This window comes from Symploca atlantica LB2515 (assembly GCF_052546295.1).
Genome location: NZ_JBQWMT010000001.1, coordinates 2,284,108 through 2,302,184 on the forward strand (window position 1 = coordinate 2,284,108; position 18,077 = coordinate 2,302,184).

The 18,077-nt window shown below is 44.1% G+C and carries 14 protein-coding genes; 7 read left to right on the forward strand and 7 right to left on the reverse strand.

What is annotated here, in order from left to right:
* The first annotated feature begins 425 nt into the window (after nt 1-425).
* Nucleotides 426-1,640, forward strand: coding sequence for an alanine racemase (gene alr, locus ACT7WV_RS09615; RefSeq protein ID WP_445102692.1), 1,215 nt, complete (start codon nt 426-428; stop codon nt 1,638-1,640).
* Between the two features lie 48 nt (nt 1,641-1,688).
* Here the strand turns inward: alr and ACT7WV_RS09620 are convergent, their stop codons facing one another.
* The 4 genes from ACT7WV_RS09620 to ACT7WV_RS09635 all read right to left on the reverse strand — a co-directional run bounded on the left by ACT7WV_RS09620 (nt 1,689) and on the right by ACT7WV_RS09635 (nt 8,775).
* Nucleotides 1,689-2,957, reverse strand: a complete 1,269-nt coding sequence (locus ACT7WV_RS09620) for a glycosyltransferase (RefSeq protein WP_445102693.1) — start codon at nt 2,955-2,957, stop codon at nt 1,689-1,691.
* 518 nt (nt 2,958-3,475) lie between these two features.
* Nucleotides 3,476-5,671 carry a sensor histidine kinase gene (locus tag ACT7WV_RS09625; RefSeq protein ID WP_445102694.1) on the reverse strand — a complete coding sequence of 732 codons (2,196 nt, stop codon included), beginning with the start codon at nt 5,669-5,671 and terminating at the stop codon, nt 3,476-3,478.
* A gap of 111 nt (nt 5,672-5,782) precedes the next feature.
* Nucleotides 5,783-6,211, reverse strand: coding sequence for a response regulator (locus ACT7WV_RS09630; RefSeq protein WP_445102695.1), 429 nt, complete (start codon nt 6,209-6,211; stop codon nt 5,783-5,785).
* Nucleotides 6,208-8,775 (reverse strand): PAS domain S-box protein, encoded by a 2,568-nt coding sequence (locus tag ACT7WV_RS09635; RefSeq protein WP_445102696.1) that lies wholly within the window; start codon nt 8,773-8,775, stop codon nt 6,208-6,210. Before ACT7WV_RS09635 ends, ACT7WV_RS09630 begins: the two co-directional genes overlap by 4 nt.
* Nucleotides 8,776-9,300: 525 nt before the next feature.
* Between ACT7WV_RS09635 and ACT7WV_RS09640 the strand changes: the two genes are divergently transcribed.
* The 4 genes from ACT7WV_RS09640 to ACT7WV_RS09655 all read left to right on the forward strand — a co-directional run bounded on the left by ACT7WV_RS09640 (nt 9,301) and on the right by ACT7WV_RS09655 (nt 13,731).
* Nucleotides 9,301-10,020: a response regulator transcription factor gene (locus tag ACT7WV_RS09640; protein WP_445105615.1), complete on the forward strand. Its 720-nt coding sequence runs from the start codon at nt 9,301-9,303 to the stop codon at nt 10,018-10,020.
* Nucleotides 10,021-10,778: 758 nt separating this feature from the next.
* Complete coding sequence (locus tag ACT7WV_RS09645) at nt 10,779-12,467, forward strand: SpoIIE family protein phosphatase (protein ID WP_445102697.1); 1,689 nt, start codon at nt 10,779-10,781, stop codon at nt 12,465-12,467.
* Nucleotides 12,468-12,470: 3 nt separating this feature from the next.
* Nucleotides 12,471-12,908 (forward strand): ATP-binding protein, encoded by a 438-nt coding sequence (locus ACT7WV_RS09650; RefSeq protein ID WP_445102698.1) that lies wholly within the window; start codon nt 12,471-12,473, stop codon nt 12,906-12,908.
* A 382-nt stretch (nt 12,909-13,290) separates the two neighbouring features.
* Nucleotides 13,291-13,731, forward strand: a complete 441-nt coding sequence (locus ACT7WV_RS09655; RefSeq protein WP_445102699.1) for a hypothetical protein — start codon at nt 13,291-13,293, stop codon at nt 13,729-13,731.
* Nucleotides 13,732-13,967: 236 nt separating this feature from the next.
* On the opposite strand, the gene ACT7WV_RS09660 is transcribed toward ACT7WV_RS09655, so the two are convergent.
* Entirely contained in the window at nt 13,968-14,402 is a 435-nt protein-coding gene (locus ACT7WV_RS09660) for a ketosteroid isomerase family protein (protein WP_445102700.1), read from the reverse strand.
* A gap of 214 nt (nt 14,403-14,616) precedes the next feature.
* The gene (locus ACT7WV_RS09665; protein WP_445102701.1) at nt 14,617-15,579 is read right to left on the reverse strand and encodes an orange carotenoid protein N-terminal domain-containing protein; all 963 of its coding nucleotides are present in this window, start codon (nt 15,577-15,579) and stop codon (nt 14,617-14,619) included.
* Nucleotides 15,580-15,818: 239 nt separating this feature from the next.
* Between ACT7WV_RS09665 and queG the strand changes: the two genes are divergently transcribed.
* Together queG and ACT7WV_RS09675 are read left to right on the forward strand one after the other, a co-directional pair.
* The gene (gene queG / locus ACT7WV_RS09670) at nt 15,819-16,769 is read left to right on the forward strand and encodes a tRNA epoxyqueuosine(34) reductase QueG (protein ID WP_445102702.1); all 951 of its coding nucleotides are present in this window, start codon (nt 15,819-15,821) and stop codon (nt 16,767-16,769) included.
* 33 nt (nt 16,770-16,802) lie between these two features.
* On the forward strand, nt 16,803-17,456 hold the full coding sequence (locus ACT7WV_RS09675) for an HAD-IA family hydrolase (RefSeq protein ID WP_445102703.1): 654 nt from the start codon (nt 16,803-16,805) through the stop codon (nt 17,454-17,456).
* Between the two features lie 116 nt (nt 17,457-17,572).
* Here ACT7WV_RS09675 and ACT7WV_RS09680 read toward each other — a convergent pair whose 3' ends face one another.
* Nucleotides 17,573-17,992, reverse strand: a complete 420-nt coding sequence (locus ACT7WV_RS09680; RefSeq protein WP_445102704.1) for a hypothetical protein — start codon at nt 17,990-17,992, stop codon at nt 17,573-17,575.
* Between the last annotated feature and the right edge of the window lie 85 nt (nt 17,993-18,077).

Below are 18,077 nucleotides of genomic sequence, written 5' to 3' on the forward strand. Positions count from 1 at the left end.
ATTTGTGTTAGCTAAGTATATCTCCAGCACTGACTCAGATCTGCATCATTTCAAGAACATTGAAGAGAGATTGTTCTTTTATTTTGCTTGATACTTGCCTAAATTAGCGCTCTAGTTGCTCAAGTAATTCCTGCGGTACTTCTGGTTTAAACTGCTGAAACCAGCTAAATCTAAGAAGATGAACAAAATCTCTAATTTAGTTTCCCGTCGAAATTTTGAAGAGAGATGCTTCAGGGAGAATGAGAATGCTAAAATCTAAACTCTTGTGAGCAGGAATACTCTGCCCTAACTTGTCTGGGTAAAGTGGTTCGTTAATCGTTAAAATGAATGATCATTTTAAGAGAGTGAAGTATCTGAATAAATATCATTCGCCTTTCTTGTCACAACTAACTCGATCAGTTAAGTTAAGGGGTTTGTGAAAGTTGATGCTGAAACAGACTAATCAGGTGACACCACAGCAGTTGGAAACTGTTCCCCATAGCTTGACTAATACTGATCCCTGGATTTACCAACGGGCCTGGGTAGAAATTAATCAAGCGGCACTACACCATAATGTGCGTCAACTCCAGCAAATTTTGGCACCTCAAACCCAACTAATGGCAGTGGTGAAAGCAGATGCCTATGGTCATGGTGCAGCAATAGTTGCCAAAACCGTTTTAGAAGCTGGGGTTGCTGGTGTATGTGTTGCCACTGTGCAAGAAGGAATTCAACTCAGGGAAGCGGGAATTGAAGCGCCTGTATTGATTTTCGGGGCTACTGATACCCCAGAGCAAGTCAGAGCGATCGCTCACTGGCAGTTAGAACCAACTCTGTGTAACTCTCAACAAGCTCTGCTTTTTTCCAAGATCCTGAGTAGTTTAGCAACAACAGTACCAGTGCATCTCAACTTGGATACAGGAATGTCCAGATTAGGCATGCCTTGGCAACAAGCCAAGCAATTTGTCTCTTTGGTACAACAGTTGCCCCAGCTAAAAATTGCTAGTGTTTACTCGCATCTTGCCACAGCTGAAAGTACCGACACCACGGTGATTAGGCAACAGCAGCAGCGCTTTGATGAGGCGGTTAGCCAACTGCACCAAGCTGGAATCGTGCCACCCCTTTTACACCTAGCTAACTCAGCTGGCACTTTAACAGACCAAACACTCCACTACGATTTAGTACGTGTTGGACTTGCCCTTTATGGTCTATACCCAGCTGAACACTTGCGCCGAGTGATTGATCTGCAGTCAGTGATGCAGGTGAAAGCGCGGGTGATGCAGGTGAAGGATATTGCCCCAGGCACTGGCATCAGCTATGGTTACAAATCTATCGCCCAAAAGCAATTGCGCCTTGCAGTAGTTGGTATTGGCTATGCTGACGGTATCCCTCGTAATCTATCTAATAAAATGATTGCCTTAATCCGGGGGCAGCAAGTGCGGCAAATTGGGGCAATTACAATGGATATGCTAATGCTCGATGTTACTGCCCTTCCAGATCTGCAAACTGGAGAAGTAGTGACGCTGATTGGGCAGGATGGGGAGTTTCAAATTACTGCTGACGACTGGGCGCAGTCTTTAGGAACTATTTCCTGGGAAATCCTATGTAGCTTTAAGCATCGGTTACCGCGTGTCGCTTTGACGGTTGCAGGACAAGAAGGTTGAAGGTTTGTTTCGGTGTAGTTAAACCTTCAACCTTGCCAGTTTTAAGACTTAAGCTTTCACTGAAGCCAAAGTTTTTGCTGGTTGTTTGAGTAAGTCTGTATAAAGCTCACTTAGCTGACAAGCTACGCCGTCCCAGCTAAACATTTTTTCGACACGTTCTCTTGCCCAAAAGCCAAGTTGATTGCTCCAATCTGGGTTAGCAAGAATACGGTCAATCGCAGCCGCAAAGGCAGCATCGTCTTTTGCTGGTGCCAACAAGCCAGTCTGTTCTGGAACTACGGTAAACTGAAGACCGCCAACATCGCTGGCTACTACTGGTGTTCCACTTGCCATGGCTTCAATGGCAACTAAACCAAAAGGTTCGTAGTGACTGGGAACAACGCAGACATCGGCAGCCCCATAGTAGATCGGTAAAAGCTCGTCACCAATGCGTCCTGGGAAACAGGTGAAGTCACTCATGCCTAATTCAGCGACGATCCCCTCAATGCGATCGCGCTCAATGCCATCACTCTCACCAGGACGAGAACCTCCACCAATTATTAGCCTCAGCTTGCCTTCACCCCGCAACTGGGAACGACCTACGGCTCTGACTAGAGTTTCAATACCCTTGCGCTTATCAAAGCGTCCCACGTAGAACACCACTTGCTCTTCAGGGTTAATCCCCAATTTTTTGCGTGCTTCAGCACGACCAATTGAACCAAAACGGTGAATGTCGGTGCCGCAAGGGATGATCTCAATATTGCCTTCTGGAGAAACCAGAGATCGCATATGCTCTTTTTCCTGCGGAGAAGTTGCCACAACTGTCTCTGAGGTTTCTAGCACGTTTTTTTCGATCTCTAAGCGGGTGTTAGCAATCGCCGGGATCGCTTCTACAGAGCTGTATTTGACGGCTCCTAAAGAATGGTAGGTATGAACTTGCTTAATTGATTGGCGCTTCTTCCATTCCATGCCTACCCAAGCAGAGAGCCAGTAATTGGTATGTACCAAAGAGTATTCGACGCCTTCTTGCTCTTGGAACCTCAGCAATTGAGCCAAAAACTCATGGCAATGTTCAAAAATTTCTTGTCGTGGCACAAATGCCTCTGACCCCGCCGTTAAGCGAATGGTACGACAACGCGGACCATGCTCAACAATTCTTGCTTGTTCTGGACTCGCTTTGCGAGTAAACAGATCAACGTGCCACCCTTGCTGGGCAAGGGCTTCACCGACTTGGCGCACATATACATTCTGTCCACCAGCTTCTTCCTTACCAATCTCGACAGCTGGATCACCGTGAACTGAGATCAGAGCAATGTGCTGTTTACTTGAACTGTCCATATGTTGTTGTAAATTTCCAATTTTTGAAGAAGGCGAGGGCAGATTGGCAGTCTATCTCTTACCGGGCTAACCTCTTAGCCTAAGATTACTGAGTCAGTTGGATTTATATAAAGTAAATAACCGTTGAGACTGAGGTCTGCTGAATACATCAGCTAACGGTCAGAGATTACTTGCCACCACGTGAACTTAAACCGCTACATGGTCAGCTACCGCTCATTGGTCTGTTTTCTTCGTACTCTTCCTTCTCAGGTATCGAGAAACCATTAATCTTCAACGAAGCGGTAACTGAAGAAAAAAGAATTTTTTGTGCCAAGGGTAAGTATACAGTTGAGTTTTTCCAGTTGCAATATGTGAACTTATTTTTAGTTTAGTAAAGACTAACTGTAATAGAGTTAAGAAAAAATTTACTTTTCCCTTGAGCATTTTTACCCAAGTCAGGTAAACTTGAGCAGAGTAACTTCACCAATAGAAAAGACTCCATCTTGCCATCTAGAGAAACTGGCAATGTTAAACCTACCTTAGTAGAGCAACCTCTTGGGGTTTCTCAAATTCTGCGATGATGGGGATTTTTCTGCAGTTTTAGCTCCTGGTTGACTTTTACTATTGACGGTAAGATACAAGCTTGAAGCTTTTACTTCCCTGGGAAACTCGACGCGGAATGTTGAGCCTTGTTCGAGCTGACTTTCGACCTTGATACTGCCTTGCATCAACTGCACCAAAGATTGAGTAATTGCTAGTCCCAAACCCGTACCAGGGTACTTTTTAGTAATACTCTGATCGAGTTGTCGGAACTCTTCAAAAATATTTTCTAAGTCGTCTGAGGCGATGCCAATACCAGTATCCTTAACAGTGAGTAATAATCTGTCGAAGGATATTTCCCTAACCTCCACTTGCACACTGCCAACTTCGGTAAATTTAATAGCATTGGAGACAAGATTGACTAAGATTTGCCTAAGGCGAATGCTGTCATTAATCGTGTTAGGGTCTTGTAAATTTGTTTGGACGTGCAATGCCAGATGTTTCTCATCAGCTAAGGAGCGGATTTGTTCAATAGTTGTTCTTACTAGAGCTTCCAGATTAAAGGGTTCTGGTTTGAGTTCTAGACGTCCAGCCTCAATTTTGGAAAGGTCAAGAATATCATTAATCAGCGCTAGTAGGTGCTTGCCATTATTGAGAATGCGCTCAATCATATCAGCCTGTTGAGATGTCAGGGAATTCTGGCGCTGGCGCAATAGCATCTGAGAGAAGCCTAGAATAGAATTCATCGGAGTTCGTAGCTCATGAGACATGGTGGCAAGGAACTGAGATTTCAGTCGTGAAGCTTCTAATAATTGCAGGTTTCGCTGAGCAAGGATTTTATTCTGTAAATCTAAGCGTGCCTCCGCCTCCTGTGCCTCGCGGTAGAGTCGTGCATTTTCCATAGCTAAAGCCGCACGGCGTGCTAAATCTTCGGCAAAAGCCAAATCTCTTTTAGAGTAGCGACGACCTGACTCACTCCAAATAAATAAAATTGAACCTAAAGTTTTCTCTCCTACCCTTAAAGGAACACAGATGTAAGACTTTAAGTTTAATTCCTGTAATAGTTTCAGGTGCGACTGATCGCGCGCCATTAAAGTGAGCAGTTCTTCAGAAATTTCAAAGCAAGCATCTGATTGACCGCTCCGCAAAACTTTAGCAAAGTCATACTCATCGTCCTGCTGAGTAGGGTAGCGGCGCTGCCAGTCCCAGAGCAACTTTTCTTTGCCTGAATGTACGTGAGCAACAGCAAGGCGACGAGAAAACGATTCTGACTCTACCACATCAATGGCGCAGCAGTCGGCAAGGCGAGGTACTGCTAGCTTAGCCAGGTTTTCCAAAGTAGTACGGTAGTCTAGGGAAGCCGAAAGGAGATTACTAGCTTGGGCTTGAAAGCGCAGAGATTCTTCTGAGCGCTTGCGTTCGCTAATATCGCTGAGTACACCAGATATCCGTAATGGTTGCCCCTGTTCATCCCATTGTGCTTTGCCACGAGCGATGCAGTAACGATATTCTCCGGAGGTATGCAACAGCCGGAACTCTACCTCCAGTTCTAAGTTATTTTCTAGATGAGCTGCTACCGCTCGACCAATTTTAACCCGATCTGAGCGAGGTAGCCGTTGACAAAAGAGCTTGTAAGTGAAGCTAGCTGGGACAGGTCGCATGCCAGCGATTTCATAAAGGCGGTCATTACAATAAATTTCTTGAGTAATCAGATCCCAGTCCCAAAACCCGTCATTAGAACCCTCAATCACTAGGCGATAGCGTTCTTCCGAGTCGAGTAACCCCTGAGTTGCCATAGCAGCTTCTTTTTCTGCCCTGTAGATCCGGACAGCATTCATCAGGCTACGGGAAAGACTTTGGGGTGAGAGTTTCTTTTTAGGAAGATAGTCTGAGGCTCCCGCTTTCATGAGCTCGACGGCAAGTTGCTCATCTCCTTGACCAGTCAACACGACTAAGGGGATATTAATCCCATTACTGCGTATTTTTTTTACCAAAGTCAATCCATCCCCATCCGGCAAACGATAGTCAAGAATGACACAGTCAAAGCTCTGTTGATTGAGAGTCGTAATTGCACTGGCGCAATTGATAGCTGTGACCGTTTCTGCTAACAAGCCAGCTTTCTTGAGCGCTCGCCTGACCGCCATACAATCGACTTCATCATCTTCTACAACCAGGATTTTGATAATCTCTTCCATAATTGTTTTTTAGTTTTTGTTGTTTGTTCTTAGTGATTCGCCCTTCAGGAAATTGGATAGTTATTTATGGGTCATAATCTAGCAACAAAAAACAAATAACAAAAGACAAAACTACGGCATTTCATTAAGCATCCAATATTGATTAATTGCTGCCATTACTTCAACAAACTGCGAAAAAGTCACAGGCTTAATAATATATCCAGCAACATTAAGATTGTAGGCTTCTACCTTATCTTTGTCTTCATTAGAAGTCGTCAGTACAATCACCGGAATACTTCTAAGGTTCTGGTCAGATCTTAATTCTCGCAAGAATTCAATCCCGCCCATCTTCGGCATATTAAGATCCAGCAAGATAATTTTGCGCTGCCCGGCCAGTAACTTAGACCCATCTGGATCCCGTAACATTGCTAACCCTTCGACACCGTTATTTGCAGTATATAGAGTATTCGTGATGTTGTTTTTTTTAAATGCACGTTTGACAGTCATTACATCAACTTCATCATCGTCGATTAGCAAAAGACTGGTTTTCTTATTATTCATTGATACTCACCTTTTCTTGGTTGCTTAGGCCAGGTAAAGCGGAAAGTTGTTCCCTGATTTAACTGAGATTCCAGGCGAATGCTTTCTCCTTGTTCTTCAAGGATTTTTTTAACAATTGCCAAGCCGACACCCGTATTTTCTACCTGATCTCGTGCTTCCAAGGTTTGGAACATGACAAAAACTTTTTCATGGAATTCTGGTGCAATCCCAGGGCCATTATCAGCCACAGCAAATTCATAAAAACTTGTCTGATCTTGAACAGAAATTACGACCTGTCCGTCGGGCCTTTGATTGTGCTTAATGGCATTGCTGATTAAATTGGCAAACACTTGTTCTAGAGGCAAGCGTTCCGTTTTAATGGTGGGCATTCCTGGCATTACTGTCACCGTATACTCCAACGGCGGCGCTAAAGAATCGATAATTTCTCCTAGTAATACCTGGACATCTACTAGTTCTAAGTCAGTGCGCAGTCGCCCCACGCGAGAATACTGCAAAAGACCATTAATTAAGGCTTCCATCCGATGAACACGACCTCGCATCAAGTTCATTTGATGCCCGGTATCTTCCGTCAACTGACCTTCGAGGTCTTCTTCAATCCATTGAGAAAGATTGGAGATTGCCCGCAGTGGTGCTTTGAGATCATGGGAGACAATGTAGGCAAATTGATCAAGTTCGGAGTTTTTCTTATTGAGAATTGCCGTAGTTTGTGCCAGCATTGCCGTCATTTTTTCTAATTCATAAGCACGATTGCGCAATGCTTCCTCTGCTTTTTTACTCTCCGTAATGTCTTGAGTCATCGCCATACCAGAAAACACTTCCTTGTTTTCATTAGTTACAGGCAGCACATGGACACGATAGATGCGGTTAGCCAAAGGTATTTCCTCAACTGTAGCCTTGCCCACTAGAGCAGCTTTATACATTAGCTCTAATACTTGAGCAGTTTCCGGAGAAAATACCTCCCAAATAGTTTTACCTGTGAGTGTCTCACTCTCTAGAGTGAACTGAGTTAATCCCGCCCCTTCAGCAATGGTGTATCGTAGCTCTTGGTCAAACAGGAACACGGCTCCGTTAGGAAAGTTATGAACCAAGGTGCGATAAAGTTCTTCACTCTTGCGTAGTGCCGCCTCTGATTGCTTGCGTTCTGTAATGTCTTGGTCAATTTCTAGGTAAGCCATGGGCTGACCTGCATCGTCCCTCTGCAAAGTCCAACTGCTAGCAACTACAACACGGGTTCCATTGTGCTTAGTCCGAACTATTTCCCCATGCCAGTAACCATCTTGTCGCAGGCTCTGCTTAATTTCCTCTAACGGTTGAGGGAGTTCAGCTTTGAGCAGAGTGTGGATAGATTGCCCCACCGCTTCCTTGGGAGAAAAGCCGTACATCCGCTCAGCTCCCTGATTCCAGTACGTAATTCTCTCGTTGAGGTCGCGCACCATGATGGTGTCATTTGCTAAATCTAGTAGCTGAGCTTGTTTGAGGAGGGTTTCTGACCACTGGTTGCGCTCTGTGATATCGCGCACGATCCCTAAGAAGAGAAGCTCATTTTCCAGTGGCATTTCACTAATTGCTAGCTCCATAGGAAACAGCTTGCCTAGTTTGCGACGACCTACAGTTTCCCGTTGACTTCCTAGTTCATATTGCAGGTTTCCCCTGACGTAGCTCATTACTTTGCCGCTATCATCCGTCAATCTTTCGGCAATCAGTCGCTGTAAGTGAAAGCCTTTGACTTGCTCGGGCTGATAACCAAAGATTTCTACAGCGGCGGCATTGGCAGACTCAATATAACCCCACTCATCGAGAATAATAATGCCATCAACTACATTATCGAAAACAGCTTGCAGCCGAATATTACTCTCTCGTAAGCGACTTGCTCGCTCTGCTAGCTCCCTCTCCAATTTATTGAAAAGGTACAACGCGGCTCCCGAACTAAGTACACCAGCAACTACTGCCACCCACTGAACAGCATCTGTCAATAACCGTAAACGCAGCACTTGCGCTTCACGATTTTGTTGCCAACTCTCCTCTTGCTGGTAGAGTCCCTCAATTTTCCCCAGAAGTTGGTCTCGACTCGACTTAGCCTCTAGTAGCTGAGCAGTCAGTGTGGGTGATTCTCCGGTGGTGGCTCCTTGCAAGTTAGCCGTCTGGCGAATTTTTTCCAGAAGCAGGATTTGTTGCCGCACGAGTCCAAGAATATCTTGGAATTGCTGATCCTCCAGCCAATCGGCTCGGACTTGATCTTTGAGAGAATTAAGAGACTCAGGGAGGAGAACCTTTGACTCTAAGTAAGGTTCGAGGAATTCTTCACGCCTGGTAATCACATAACCCCGTACGCCAGTTTCGGCATTGATTAACGCGATGATCAAGTCATTAGTTGCTGTGAGGGTTTGCTGGCTCTGTACTTCCTCAAATCTAGCTTCTACAGTTTTTGAGCGTAGTGTGGCAATGGCAGCAATTGAAGTTAATAAACAAACAACCGGGATCGAGATAATTAAAGCGCCTCGCCAGCGAACGGAAAGATCTCTTCGCGACTCGCTTTGATCTGGCAAAATTTTAGAGGCCTCCATTATCAATGCTCCTTACTTACGTTCCAGCTAAGTTAGCCCACAAGGGTTTGAGTTGGTAGAAATAGCTCTGGCTCTCTATTCCCTGGTGGTGAGCTGCCTCTCTTAAGGGAGCCGCGTTACTAAAGACTTTGATGGCAGTGGTACTATTGAATTATGGAGCAAGCTGGAAAGCGCTGCCTAAAAAGACCAGAACCACGAAAAAACAAAAGTAATAGAAAACCCCTACTCAAGGACAAATCCTTTTCTGGGTTTAGTAGTGTTTTCTCAAGAGTGTCAGAGTGCTAAATAAAAACTCCCCAATGAACAATATTCTGGGTAAGCGTTGATTGTGGATCTTTGGGAGTCACCAGTCATGGTTCTGGATTAAGACAATTAAATCGACGTCTTAGCATTTTGCTATTTACAATCTATCTGTAGTTGAGAAATACCTACCACTACTTAGAGGTAGATATCAATCTAACGTTATGCCCAAATTGGACATATTTCCTCCGGAAAGCCGCTAATTCAACACCATAAACGTTGATGATGAGTAAAATTCGCGTTGCTCTCATTGAAGACCACGACCTAACCCGGGTCGGGATTCGAACAGCCCTGCAACAGCATAATGAAATTGAAGTAGTAGGTGAGGCGGCCAATGGTGCCGATGGCCTCAAATTACTGGAAAGATTCCAACCAGATGTTGGGATCGTTGACATCGGTTTACCTGATATGGACGGCATTGAACTGACTCGCAGGCTTAAAGAATCGGTTACTAAAGGCTCATCAGTACCAACCAAGATTCTGGTATTGACCTTACAAGATAACGAAGAGGCGGTAATGGCGGCATTTGCCGCAGGTGCCGACTCTTATTGCATGAAAACGATCAATTTTGATAGTTTGCTAGAAGCGCTTAAGGTCACCAGTGAAGGGAACTCTTGGATCGACCCGGCGATCGCTAAAATTGTTCTCAAGCAAGCCAACTCATCCAAAGGGAAAGCGGGAACTACGGCAACAATTGATACTGTGAAAATCAGTGCTGCTGAACCAGAGTACAGTGAAATGCTCGAAGCCTACCCCCTGACTGAACGGGAACTGGAGGTTTTGCAACTGATTGTAGAAGGCTACAGCAATGCAGCGATCGCTGATAAGTTATACATTACTGTGGGAACCGTCAAAACTCATGTTCGGAATATCTTAAATAAGCTCTGTGCCGACGACCGTACCCAAGCTGCCGTCCGTGCCCTTCGCTCTGGTTTAGTGGGCTGAGTTATCTTTATCGTGAGGAACTAGCCGCTGTTACGCACCAACAAATATTAAGCTGCTGGGTTGGCTAACTACCTACTTAAGCATCTACTAGTAATTGGGGCGATCGCATCTACAGAAATCGCCTTAAAAGTCACAGGTTAACAGCTCTTTCGTGTAAGCAAAGCAAGAAAATGATAGAATATCATATGATGTTTTGTTGCACAGAAAAGCGGCAAACCCATTTCCTGCTCTGGTTTCCTTTCCCGCCAATACTTGCGGATCTAAAGCTAGTTTTTCAGAGAAAGTAAAGATCAAAGGACAGGAAAGTGTGGTGATTAATCTTAGTGAGAGCATTACTGCTGGCAGTTAAGAGTATTATTTAATGTTAAGTGGATTCTTAAGATCAAAAATCCCGTTACTTTTAGGCATGGGGATGTCAATAATCAAAAGCCAGGAGTAGTTTGTTCTACTGGCTTGCTTTACAGAGTTTCTGGCTATGCTAAGCGGTCTAATTTGCTAGCTTGGGTGAACAAACCTCTACTGAATGTGATGGAATGAGAAAATCGAAATTGTTTTCGATGTGTTTCCATATAAGTGTTGACTAGCACTTTTGCTGATCTCCAGGATGGCACCGCTAAGTCCAATACCGAACCTATCTCAAACTTTCTCCAAGCTTGGAGAATTTTGCACGGTTCTTGAATGAGGAAAAGTCCCTAATAAACCCATTGAATGCTCTTCAAGCTGTCGTCTCTAACAAAAGCAGGAACCGGATCGAGCAAATGAGTCAGGCCGATAAACTCAAATTGATGGTGGTAGATGATGAGCCTGACAATCTAGATTTGCTCTATAGAACCTTCCGGCGTGATTTTCGTGTCTTCAAAGCCGACGGGGCAAGAAGCGCCCTAGAAATTCTTGACAAGGAAGGGGAGATGGCTGTCATTATTTCTGATCAGCGGATGCCCCTAATGAATGGGACAGAATTTCTGAGTCTGACGGTTGAAAGATTCCCAGACACAATTCGCATTCTTTTAACTGGTTTTGCCGATGTTGATGATTTGGTAGAAGCGATCAATACCGGTCAAGTATTTAAATACATTACCAAACCTTGGAACCCAGAGAGTCTCAAAGCAGTCGTTCAACAAGCCGCTGACACTTATAAAGTTGTTAAACAAAGAACTCATCAACTCCGCCGTGCTTTAAGACGAGAAGAACTATTCAATTCGATCACAACAGCCATTCGAGAAGAGTCACTTGACTATGGTAGTATTCTGCAAACTGTTGTCAAAACTATTGGCAATAATTTTCAAGCCACAGGTTGCATTCTGCAACCAATAGACGGTGACCAGTTAACACTAAAAGATTTCTCTTACAAAGCTGCTGAAATTGAAACATCGCCCCTGCCTAATGCCGACTCGCTCATTGAAAAGGTCATAGAGAACCGCCAAGCAAAATTTTGGCAAGAAGACACCGAAGACTTAAAGTCGGTGCATTTAGTAGTTCCCTTGATCTATCAACAAGAAATCCTAGCGGTTCTTTACCTCTATCAGCAAGGAAGCAGAAGTTATTGGCAACCGGAAGACGTGGACTTGATTAAAGACGTTGCCCAACAAGCAGCCCTAGCAATTTCCCAGGCGAAACTCTACCAACGCACTCAGTTACAAGCCCAGCAGATGCTTGACGAGCTTGAGTTAGCTCGCCAAATTCAGAAAAACTTGTTACGTCAAAGCTGGCCGAATATAGAAAGCGTGCTGATACAGGCTCATTGTTACCCAGCCAGGGAAGTGGGCGGTGATTTTTTTGAAGTTTATGTTCATCCTCAAGGAGATGTTTGGCTAGCGGTAGGTGATGTTTCGGGCAAAGGGGTTCCTGCTGCTCTATTTATGGCGAGTGCGATTTCCATTCTCAGGCGGGAGTTAGCTCAGGAAATATCTCCAGAACCACAGGTCGTGATGAAAAATCTCAACAGTATCATGTCAGACGACCTAGTCAGTTGCAATTGTTTAATCACTATGGTACTGGCACGTTACACCCCAGCCTCAGGACAGTTAGTCTATGCTAATGCTGGTCACATCTATCCTATTGCCTGGTCTGGATGCCTACTAGCCCAACAAAGGGCTTCCCCAGAGCAGGAAATAACCGTGGAGCCTAATTATCTCATGACTCGTGGCGTTCCTTTGGGAATCATACCAGTTTGGCAAGCACAAGCAGGGTTGTTAACCTTGAAGGCTGGTGACATCTTGCTGTTAACCAGCGATGGAATTACAGAAGCACTCATGGCGGAACCGACGAGTATCGCCAGAAAAAATGACAACGATATCAGGAAGATGCTCAATCAATCCGGTCTTTGGCAACTGATTACTCAGGAGTCAGCCCCCTTTGACCTGACTAATTTGCTGAACCGTTTTCGAGAATGCACTAACAGCGTTCAGGAAGATGACCAAACCATACTCTCTCTGGAGGTTCTATAGTCGATGAAGACGGAGCTGCAAATACCGAGCGATTTAAAATTCTTGAGCGTTGTAGAAAACTGGTTGCTGGTAACTTTGCAAGCCGAGGTAGGGGAATCCATCGATTTGCAGAAGCAATTTCGCCGTTTGCGACTGGCATTAGTGGAAGCTTTTTCTAACGTAGTACGTCACGCTCATCGAGATCAACCAAATTTGCCGATTTCAATTTGTCTAGAAATCAAAGACACAGATGTTGCTCTACAGATTTGGGACTATGGCAAAGGGTTTGACTTATCTACTTATCTGCCGCCTAATCCAGATGTACCGCAAGAAAATGGCTATGGCTGGTTGATTATGACTAGGTTAATGGATCGAGTGGAATATCGTTTGCAAGACACAGTAGATGGTCGTAACTGCCTGAGATTGGAAACCCATCTGCCCAAGGAGCAAAAGACACCGTGACCCTAGTTTTTTTTTGGGAAATTGTCAAAGTTTTTTGTTGGGCTTAACCTAGGGCAATTAATTTACTTTTCCCGATTTTAAAATAAATTAAGCTTCCCAACCGCGAAGATAGTGAGTCAAGTCCCCAAATCCCTCAGTCGCCCTTTTCCTGGGATGTCTGTTAAATAAACTTATTAAACCCCTTATTTTTACTTAAATTGATAAGCTTTGTTAAATTAGCTTGATTTAGTTCTCATAATAAATAGCATTATGGAAAGTTAAGAGACTCAATTTCGATCATACTGTATTGTAAAAACGCTCCTTTGATCCTTGATGATAGTATTGGGCGCGCTTTTGCACATTTGTTTTTAGTAAATCCTGTTTCTCATTTACTCAACTATCCATGACACAGACACAGCCATTAACCCTGTCTCCTCGCTACCGACTTGATGATGAATCTCCTTGGTTGGAAGGTATCGACCCATCACGCCATTACTGGATTGCAGTCAATGGTGATGCTGCTTTTAAGGTAGCGATTCCGGGATTGTCTGTGTCATCTTTCGAGCAGTGGAAAGAAAACATTTTGCAGTTCCGCTCACTCCAACCAGGCGAGCGGATGGAGCTAGTACGGATTGCGAGTAGTTGTATTATTAACTGTATTAGCCCTAACTGTTACGCCATTGAAGGTTCAGTGGTTGGTGCTGCTGTTTGGCATCTGTTTGATCACGAGACAATAGATAGCCTGTTAATGACTGCTCACCCAGACTGGCAATGCGCCCCCAAAGATATAGATTTAGGACGTCAGATGTTGGCTCGTTCTTGGGAACAAGCAGCCGTAGCCTAAGCAATCTCTAGGTACTTAAAAATAGGCAATCTTTTGATCTAATCAAGAGCTGTTTGGCAGTTTTAAGGACTGAGAAGCCGATTTAGATCAGCTCTTATGGTGTGATAATCCCTTAAGTAATAGCTTCACTAATAACAAAAGTTTAGTGGGGCGTTCTTTTTTGGTTGTTCAGCTTTTGCAGTTGCCAACTTACATTGGTAAGCCAAAGATTTGGCAACGATAGATATTGCAGCAATTTAACGACGAAGTTTTAATAGCTCTTGAGAAGAGGCTAGTAATTTGATGCGGGCGCTGAGAATTTCCTCGGTTGGGCTGAGGACAAATATCCAGGATACATTAACACTAAACAAGGGAGTTTGTACTTTACCTGTGACTTGAATCTGAGTCTGTTCTCCTTCTAGGGTTTCAGCAATTCCCTCATGGGGAAATAGCTGCATACCTTTAGCCTCAGCTTCCAAGTAATTAGCGATCGCTTCTTTTCCTTCTATTGGTTCTTCAAAAGGCGGAAGCATTGCACCATTATCAGCGAATAAGGCTGCTGTTGCTGGATATTCACCAGCGTTCATTTTGCTAAAGTAACAGATGACTGCCGATTGAGTAATCCCCTCTATTGTCAAGTTACTAGTCAGAGCAGACTGGTTATTCTGTTTTGGGGTATGAGTAATAGTCATCAGGTCTTCCTCGCTTACGAAATCATTATTAAGTAAAAAGGCAGGTGTAAACCTGCCCTCTTAGATAGATTTCGTGTAAATTTATTCTAGATACCAGTTTAGCCATCCCCAGAAAGCTGTCACTTCGTGGGCGATAGGGTTCAACTAATATCATGGTGGAAGTTGAGGCAAAAGAGTAAAGCGTCTAAAGTTGCCTCAAATCTTCTGCAGCTCTCTATCTACTGATTAGGTTGAGTAGTTCTTTAGGAGATGCCAGTAAATCGATACCGACGAAGAAAATCTTGTTTTGAGGATCTAGTAAAAAGCGCCAAGCAATGTTCATGCCAACACTAGCACCGAACCAAGGAGTTTGGACTTTACCCGTAACTTTAACCGATGTATAGCCATCTTCTACACTCTCAGCGACGCCTCGCTCTGGCATCATTTTAAGTCCTTGGCATTGTTCGCGCATATAGGCGAGGATCGCCTCATGTCCGACAATTGGCTTTTCAAAGGGGGGTTGCAGAGCACCCTTTTCGGCGAATAAGGCAACAGCCGCCTCAAAGTCGTTGGCGTTCATGTTGTTAATGTAGCCTAAAACTGTAGAATTGCTGATACCCTCAATTGTCACCTGAGTACGAGCAGCGGGTGCAGTCGGTGGAGCTACCGGTTCTTCGACTTTTTTGTAGCTGCCGGGAGCATCAGGATCGTATCCCATATTTACTACAGTATTACGCAGTACTGTAATTTGCTGACCTGGATCAAGATTCCTGATTGATTGGAGTACGGCTGAGGCATTAGAAGAAGGCTTATAACCCTCAGGAATAGGAGCGACGATACCCTGTGCCATCCACTCCCCTAACTGATACCAGAAACCCAACTTGATGTTCATACTAAAAGAGGCGTAAGAACGGCAGAAGGGAGTATCGGCACGGTTAGTCAAATCACACATGACTTGTGTTTGGGCGGCAGGAGGCATCTGTTTAATTTGCGCGAGCAAGCCTTCCGCTAGTACCATACGAGCCGCTCCTGGGGCTGCAGGGGTAATTGTCACTCCCATTTCTTTGTAAGCAAACCAGAGTAATGCCAGTTGGTCTTCAGCGCTGAGTTGATTGTACTGTTCTATAGTGTCTGGAACAGCGTTAGCAACTTGAGTGTTGGGAAAAATGGATTGAGCGGACTGTAAAGTATATGGCATAGTCAGAAACTCAAAAATTATTACTTCAGGTATCAATCGCTAGGTTTCAGAACTCAGTTGGAAACCGAGTAGTTCTGAAGGGCTAAAGAAATCAAGTCCTTCACCTCCTTTGCTTGTACTTGACCCTATCAGTTTCATCATGCAACATTTCGCAAACTTTTGTAAATAAAAATTACAAATAACATTGCGAAAAACTTCTTATTTGACTTTTAGCTAATTTACTAATACAAAAGGAGCCTGTGAAAGTATCTGTCAGCAGTTCTCAATTGAAGCAGAAGTCCCGATCACTGGGTTTTCAGAAAGTGGGCATCGCTACAGTCAACGCTGCTGCTGATAGTTCAGCCGTCGAACACCTCCAGGAGTGGCTGGCCCTGGGTTATCATGCTGAGATGGAATGGATGAAAAATCCCCGGCGTTTTGACATCCGTGCCTGTATGCCTGAGGTAGAGTCTGTCATTTGTGTTGCCCTTAACTACTACACTCCCCATCAGCGTCCCGATGACTCCCAATATGCTAAAGTCTCCCGTTACGGTTGGGGTAGAGATTACCACAAGGTAATGCATAAAAAATTGAAGGCATTGACCAATTGGCTGCAAGAGTTTGGTGAAGGAGTCCAAGCACGTTATTATGCTGATACAGGTCCAGTACAGGATAAAGTCTGGGCACAACAGGCAGGAATTGGCTGGATTGCTAAAAATGGCAATGTGATTACGCCGGAATACGGCAGTTGGGTCTTTTTGGGAGAAGTCTTAACTAACCTGGAATTTGCTCCAGACGAGCCCCAAACGGAACACTGTGGCACCTGCACTCGTTGTCTTGATGCTTGTCCCACAAACGCAATTACTAAACCTTTCGTCGTTGATGCCAACCGATGTATTGCTTATCACACCATAGAAAATCGAAGCCAAGAATTGCCAGAAGACATTAAACCTCATCTAGAAGGTTGGGTTGCTGGTTGTGACATCTGTCAGGATGTTTGTCCCTGGAACCAACGTTTTGCGCAAGAAACCGACGAACCACAGTTTCAGCCTTACCCTTGGAATGTGGCTCCCACACTCAGGGAGTTAGCAGAAATCTCGGATGATGAGTGGAACCAGCGATTTCCGGCCTCTGCACTAAGGCGAATTAAGCCAGAAATGCTGCGGCGGAATGCTCGCGCCAATCTTGAGCAATTTGGGATATCTAACTGATCACTGATCATTGTCAACACTCTGAGTTCACAAATGAGGGTAAAGTTAATAATTTTTGATTTTGACGGCACGCTTGCTGATACACTTGATGCCGTTGTTGGTATTACTAATCGCTTGGCGCTAGAGTTTGGATATGAGCCAACATTGCCAGAGGAACTTGATCAAGTTAGAAATTTGAGTTCTAGAGAGATTTTTAAGCGGTCAGGAATTTCTATTTTTAAATTGCCTTTTCTTCTCAAACAAGTTAAAGCAAACTTACATCAAGAAATCCCCAGTTTGCAACCATTAGCGGGGATGCAAGAAGTACTGTTGCAGTTAAAAAATGAAGGTCACCAATTAGGGATATTGACCTCTAACTCAGAAGACAATGTAACTTTGTTCTTACAAGAACACGGCATGGAAGATTTATTTGATTTTGTTTATTCTGCAACCACAATATTTGGCAAGCATAGATTAATTCAAAAAATCATGAATGCCCGTAAGTTAAACTCAGAAGAAGTTGTCTATGTAGGAGACGAAACTAGAGATATTGAATCTTCAAAAAAAATCAACATTAGAGTAATTGCTGTTAGCTGGGGGTTTAACTCAAAAAGTGCCTTAGCTGAACATAATCCAGATTTTTTAATTGACCGACCTGGAGAATTGATTGAGGTAATGGAGAAAATGCAAGAAAAAATATTATCGTGAACCTAGATCAACAATGCATCTGAATCACTGACAAAAAACCGCTCCTGTATCAGGAACGGGATTGTTACAAAAATCACATTTAGACAACTAGTATTTACAGTTCCAGACTGTTACATCTAGCTTCTGGAATCGGGCCGAGGTGTCGTGAGAGCATCCCAGGCAGCTTTGGCAGCATCAGAAAGGCGATCGCCGAGGCTGGTAACATCTTTAGCAATTGCCTCCCAATTTTTATTCGCCTCTTCTCTCATCAGTCGGATTGAGTTTTCAATCTGCTCTGGCTCAAAAAGATTCATTTTTTCAACTTCTGCCTGTGCTGTGCTTACCGCCTCCAGATATTTCTCAAGGGTAAATTCACCGGCTTTTCGCGCTTCAGTCTGCGCCCGTTTTTGTATCGCTTCAATCAGTGCCAAAGTTTCCTGCTGCACCTGTTTAGATGCCTCAGGCATATTAGTTTCTACTATTTCTTTATTCCTCTCGCTATATTCGACGATAGCACGCTCTTTAGGGACGTTGTTTTGATTGTTTTCAGTAGTCATGATTAGTTACTTTCTCCTTATTAGGCTGAACTGAAGAAACTTTACTCACTATAGAAATCCTAAATGATTCCTGAGAAAAATTAAC

Excerpts from the sequence above, each read along its gene's own strand:
- alr (WP_445102692.1), top strand. The coding sequence starts at position 426 with ATGCTGAAACAGACTAATCAGGTGACACCACAGCAGTTGGAAACTGTT.
- ACT7WV_RS09620 (WP_445102693.1), bottom strand. The coding sequence starts at position 2,957 with ATGGACAGTTCAAGTAAACAGCACATTGCTCTGATCTCAGTTCACGGT.
- ACT7WV_RS09625 (WP_445102694.1), bottom strand. The coding sequence starts at position 5,671 with ATGGAAGAGATTATCAAAATCCTGGTTGTAGAAGATGATGAAGTCGAT.
- ACT7WV_RS09630 (WP_445102695.1), bottom strand. The coding sequence starts at position 6,211 with ATGAATAATAAGAAAACCAGTCTTTTGCTAATCGACGATGATGAAGTT.
- ACT7WV_RS09635 (WP_445102696.1), bottom strand. The coding sequence starts at position 8,775 with ATGGAGGCCTCTAAAATTTTGCCAGATCAAAGCGAGTCGCGAAGAGAT.
- ACT7WV_RS09640 (WP_445105615.1), top strand. The coding sequence starts at position 9,301 with ATGAGTAAAATTCGCGTTGCTCTCATTGAAGACCACGACCTAACCCGG.
- ACT7WV_RS09645 (WP_445102697.1), top strand. The coding sequence starts at position 10,779 with ATGAGTCAGGCCGATAAACTCAAATTGATGGTGGTAGATGATGAGCCT.
- ACT7WV_RS09650 (WP_445102698.1), top strand. The coding sequence starts at position 12,471 with ATGAAGACGGAGCTGCAAATACCGAGCGATTTAAAATTCTTGAGCGTT.
- ACT7WV_RS09655 (WP_445102699.1), top strand. The coding sequence starts at position 13,291 with ATGACACAGACACAGCCATTAACCCTGTCTCCTCGCTACCGACTTGAT.
- ACT7WV_RS09660 (WP_445102700.1), bottom strand. The coding sequence starts at position 14,402 with ATGACTATTACTCATACCCCAAAACAGAATAACCAGTCTGCTCTGACT.
- ACT7WV_RS09665 (WP_445102701.1), bottom strand. The coding sequence starts at position 15,579 with ATGCCATATACTTTACAGTCCGCTCAATCCATTTTTCCCAACACTCAA.
- ACT7WV_RS09675 (WP_445102703.1), top strand. The coding sequence starts at position 16,803 with ATGAGGGTAAAGTTAATAATTTTTGATTTTGACGGCACGCTTGCTGAT.
- ACT7WV_RS09680 (WP_445102704.1), bottom strand. The coding sequence starts at position 17,992 with ATGACTACTGAAAACAATCAAAACAACGTCCCTAAAGAGCGTGCTATC.